A 4,440-nucleotide genomic window follows, 5' to 3' on the forward strand; every position below is an offset into this window, starting at 1 on the left:
TCGTTGGCCACGGCCTGGCCGCGCGTCTTTCGGCCAAGCTTGGCGAGGGCGTCGTCAACGGCATGATGACGGCGCGCATCGGCATCGCCGCGATGGAGACGGCTCGACCCCTGCCCTTCAGCGCCGCCAAACGTCCCGGATTGGGCGACTTCCTCTCGGCGCTGACATCGTTCGCAACCAGGAAAGACGGTGCAACGACCCCCTCCGGCAAGTGAGCCGGGCTGGAGTGTCCGGGCATTCGGAATCGTTACCGGACTGCTCTGCGGCGGCCCCGCGGTGACGAAGCATTAACCAATCTTGTTCATGGTCAGACCGGTTCCAAACAGCATCTTTGTTGCCGGGTGTCGTCGATGAAAAGCGTAATTCTATCCAGCGTCCTGTCCCTGGCAACGGTGATTACGACAGTCGTCGGCATTGCCGGAGTGGCCTCTGCGGCGGAGCCGGACAAGCAGTTCTTCCAGTCTGCCGAAGGCAAGTGGATCGGTCCCGGCGAAATCGTCGCCGGCAAGTACAAGGGCACCAAGTTCAACTGCAGCTTCACCGGCTCGACGCCCGACGGCAAGGTCGGCATGTCGCTCGACGGCGGCTGCCGGGTCGGTGTGTTCACCCAGCCAATGTCGGCCAAAATCGAGCGCAAGGGCCGCGAGGGCTACAAGGGCAGCTTCATGGGTGGCGCGACCGGTTCCGGCCTCGACATCATCGGCGGCAACGTCGTCGATCCCCGCAAGGTGGTCTTCACCATCAACCGCAACCAGCTGCGCGGCGTCATGCAGGCTCGCATCCCTGACGACAATTCGATGACGGTGACTATCGCCGTGCGCGTCAACGACCAATTGGTGCCGGTGATCGGCATGAGCCTGAAGCGGGTCGACGCGGTCGAAGTCGGCTCCATCGCGCCGAACTGAAAAAACCAAGGAAAAAGGCGGCGACCCAACGGTCACCGCCCTCTCACTTGAGCCCATCGAATCAGGCGCTTAGGCCTTGATCTCAAATCAGGGTGTCAGCCCTTGATCGCGGCCGTCACTTCGTCATAGGCCTTGCAGGCGTCGGCCAATGTCGTGGCGCCCTGATACTTGGTTGTCACCGCCTGGACCTTGGCGGTCAGATCAGCCGCCTTGGCCGGGTCCTTGGTGATCGCCTCCTGAAGTGCTGCAGCCATGTCCTGCGCCTTCTTGGTCGCGATCTCCGCCGTGCACTCAGGCGCCTTCGAGCAAGCCGAACCGGCAAGCACCGCCAGGCCGACGGCAACAAACAAAAACTTCTTCATGTCAGTCATCTCCTCAAAAAGGGCGCGACTTGATCGTCGATCACCCTCCAATGGCCGAAGCCGAGCGTCCTTAGCCTTCGATTGCGGCAAGATGCAACGTGTTCCCGGCCTCAACTTGTGTATCGCGCCTGCAACATCGCTGGCGGCAGGATTTGAGGCTACTGTATCGGCGGCTGCAAAGTTCAGCTGCGAGGCTGCAGCAGCGCCAAGACAGCGGTCGATGCGGCAAGGATAGCAGTCAGAGTCAAAGGCCCAGTCGCGCCATAGGTGTCCACGACATAGCCGCCGACAACCGCGCCGATGGTGATGGCAATTTGGAAAGAGGTGACCATCAGGCTGCCCGCTGCCTCCAGCGCATCAGGCGCCGCGCGCGACATATTGGTCGGCAGCACCACCGGCGCCATGCCAAAGGCGAAACCCCACAGCGTAACGAAGCCGAAGGCAACGCCGATATGCGAGCCCCAAAGCACCAAAGTAAGTGCCGCAACCGCCATCAACGCCGCGGTGACTGCGAGGGCCATGTGGATGTTGGTGTCGGCCATGCGGCCGCCGGCAATATTACCGATCACGGCAGCGATGCCAAACCCGAGCAGAGCCAAGGCAATCGGTCCGGTTGTAAGGAGTGTCACCTGTTCGAGGAAGGGACGCACATAGACCGAGCCGGCAAAATGCCCCGTCATCAGCAAAAGGATAGCCAGCATGCCGAGTTGGATGCCGCGCCGCCGGGTCAGCCGAAATACATCTGCAAGGCTGTTGCTTGCCGTTGCGGGCAAGGTCGGCAGGCTGAGAAACTGCAGCAGCATGGCAAGCGCGGCCAGCCCCGCCGTCATGGCCATGGCACTGCGCCACCCTATCCAGTCACTGATCAACGCGCCCATCGACGGTGCGGCAATGGTTGCGAGCGAGACGCCCAGGGTGACGATCGCCATGCCCCGCCCCGTCGCGCTGGCGCCAACAAGCCTCGCCACGACGGCGACCGAAAGTGCCCAGAAAGCACTGAGAGCGATGCCCAGCCCGGCCCGGCCCAACAACAACAGCCAGAAATCGGTCGCCAGCGCCGCCAGGACATTGGAACCGACCGCAAGAGCACTGAGACCAACCAGCACCGCCTTGCGGTTCAAGCGGCCGATGAGAACATTGCTCAACATGGCCGTCACGGCGCCGACGGAAGCGGTGGCGGTGACGACCTGTCCGGCCGTCCCCTCGCTGATGCCGAGATCACGTGCCATTGGCGTCAGCAGACCTGCGGGCAGGAATTCGGCCGACACCAAGGCAAAGCTGGTGGCCGCCAATGAAATCACCGCGAACCAGGTGGCTGCGCTCCACGCGGCTGGTGCATCGGCATCAAGGCCAGTCGCGGCGTCTTCAAGCTGTAATGTTGTGTCAGTCACGGAAAGATCTCCAAAGTTTGGAGGTCTTAAATAGGCGAGTCCGCTCGGATGATATGTATCTTAGAATCCGAAATTCATATCCATTCGTCCGGGAATTGTGCGACGCACAACGCCCGGCGAGACATTGGTGATGCGCTTGAACGCGCGCGCGAAGGATGCCTCCGAATCATAGCCCAAACGGGTAGCGACTTCGGCAACCGACAAGCCGTTTTGGCCCAGCAATTCGCGGGCAAGCTGCATGCGCAGGCGGGCGAGATAGTGTGCGGCACCCTCCCCCAATACCGCACTGAAACGCTCGGCGAAAATCGAGCGCGATTGGCCTGCCACGCCGGCCAGGCTTCCCAGCGTCCAGTTGTGGCCGGGGTCGCGGTGCATGGCCGCCAAAGCGCGGCCTATATGGGGGTCGCGGATGGCTGCGAGCCAACCGGTGGTCGAGGCTCCGTTGCAATTGACCCAGCAGCGTATGAGCCGGGCCGTCAGCAAGTCGGCCATACGCGACAGAATCGTGGCGCTGCCCATCTGCGGCTGCGAGGCCTCCACCGTCATGGCCGCCAGCAAAGGACCGACGACCGGGTCATTGCCGGCCACGTCGCAACCCTTGATGACAGGCGGCATCAACGTGATCAATGGGTTGAGCGCATAGGAGTCCAAGGCCATGGAGCCGCAGAAAAGGGTGCTCGTCGCGCCCGTTCCTTGCCGTACCACTTCGCAGACGTTGCCCCCCAACTTGATCACCTGGCAACCTTCGAGCGAGCCCCCTGCAACGTCCGGCGCGCTCGCCAGCCGATGGGCGATGCCTTGCGGCAGCAGCACCAGATCGCCATCGCGCAGCTCCTGCCAGCCTTGCGATTCAGTATGAATCCAGCATGGGCCCTGGCCGACAAAGTGAAACCGAAGCAGCTGTTGTTGCGGAAAGTCTATGCTCCATGGGTGCCGGAGTTCGCAGCGGCCATAGTTGACACCACTCAAGCGAAAGTCTTGCAGAACTTCGCTGAGCGCATCCATCGGGATATGTGGCGGCGAGGACGGCCGGGACGAATGGTCAAACATATACGCAATATAGATGCCGAACGTCCGGCAGGCAAGCGGGGACCGTTGTTCCACCAAGTCAATCACTGCAACGGCACCCTACCCTTTCCGGCAGATTTCTCGCCTTGCCTCCCGCTCCAACTGCATGCAAGGAGTGCTGCAAGACACAGGGACAAGAGGCATGGCGGCGGAAGCATCGGGCAGTGATCTGGTTCAGGTGGTGGCGCTGCTTGCTGCCGGTGTCGTCGCCGTTCCCATCTTCAAGCGCATGGGCCTCGGCTCGATCCTCGGCTATCTGGCTGCCGGCGTGGTGATCGGCCCGTTCGGCCTCGGCGTCTTTTCCGAATCGGAAGCCATTCTTCATGTCGCCGAACTCGGCGTGGTGATGTTCCTGTTCATCATCGGGCTGGAAATGCAGCCATCGCGGCTCTGGGGCCTGCGCCGCGAGATCTTTGGCCTCGGTGCGTTGCAGGTCGGCGTCTGCGCGCTCCTGCTGACCGGGGTCGGCATGGCTGGAGGGTTTCCAATCGCGCAATCCTTCGTCGCCGGCGCCGGCTTCGTGCTGACCTCGACAGCGATCGTCATGCAGCTTCTCGAGGAACGCGGCGAAATCGCCGCGCCGAAAGGTCAGCGCATCGTATCGGTCCTGCTGCTCGAGGATCTTGCCATCGTGCCGCTGCTGGCCCTGATCGCGTTTCTGGCGCCCGGCGGTGCCGACACCAGCCTATCGGAGCGGCTGACCGAGGTCGGCAT

6 protein-coding genes are annotated in these 4,440 nt (G+C 62.5%); 3 read left to right on the plus strand and 3 right to left on the minus strand.

Annotation, left to right across the window (positions count from 1 at the left end; genetic code table 11):
• Together EN991_RS24865 and EN991_RS24870 are read left to right on the plus strand one after the other, a co-directional pair.
• Nucleotides 1–215, plus strand: a 215-nt coding sequence (locus EN991_RS24865) for a DUF697 domain-containing protein (RefSeq protein ID WP_127369750.1), incomplete at its 5' end; no start/stop codon positions are given.
• 135 nt (nucleotides 216–350) lie between these two features.
• On the plus strand, nucleotides 351–905 hold the full coding sequence (locus tag EN991_RS24870) for a hypothetical protein (RefSeq protein WP_013531866.1): 555 nt from the start codon (nucleotides 351–353) through the stop codon (nucleotides 903–905).
• A 95-nt stretch (nucleotides 906–1,000) separates the two neighbouring features.
• Here the strand turns inward: EN991_RS24870 and EN991_RS24875 are convergent, their stop codons facing one another.
• The 3 genes from EN991_RS24875 to EN991_RS24885 form a co-directional block, all read right to left on the minus strand.
• Nucleotides 1,001–1,267 (minus strand): hypothetical protein, encoded by a 267-nt coding sequence (locus tag EN991_RS24875; RefSeq protein ID WP_013531867.1) that lies wholly within the window; start codon nucleotides 1,265–1,267, stop codon nucleotides 1,001–1,003.
• A gap of 182 nt (nucleotides 1,268–1,449) precedes the next feature.
• Complete coding sequence (locus tag EN991_RS24880; protein WP_013531868.1) at nucleotides 1,450–2,658, minus strand: MFS transporter; 1,209 nt, start codon at nucleotides 2,656–2,658, stop codon at nucleotides 1,450–1,452.
• Nucleotides 2,659–2,718: 60 nt separating this feature from the next.
• The gene (locus EN991_RS24885) at nucleotides 2,719–3,708 is read right to left on the minus strand and encodes an AraC family transcriptional regulator (protein ID WP_063170228.1); all 990 of its coding nucleotides are present in this window, start codon (nucleotides 3,706–3,708) and stop codon (nucleotides 2,719–2,721) included.
• A gap of 160 nt (nucleotides 3,709–3,868) precedes the next feature.
• On the opposite strand from EN991_RS24885, the gene EN991_RS24890 reads away from it, so the two are divergent.
• The coding region (locus tag EN991_RS24890; RefSeq protein WP_206519245.1) for a cation:proton antiporter at nucleotides 3,869–4,440 on the plus strand (572 nt) is incomplete at its 3' end.

It is taken from the genome of Mesorhizobium sp. M7A.F.Ca.US.005.03.2.1 (genome assembly GCF_003997795.1).
In the GTDB taxonomy this organism is placed as follows: domain Bacteria; phylum Pseudomonadota; class Alphaproteobacteria; order Rhizobiales; family Rhizobiaceae; genus Mesorhizobium; species Mesorhizobium ciceri.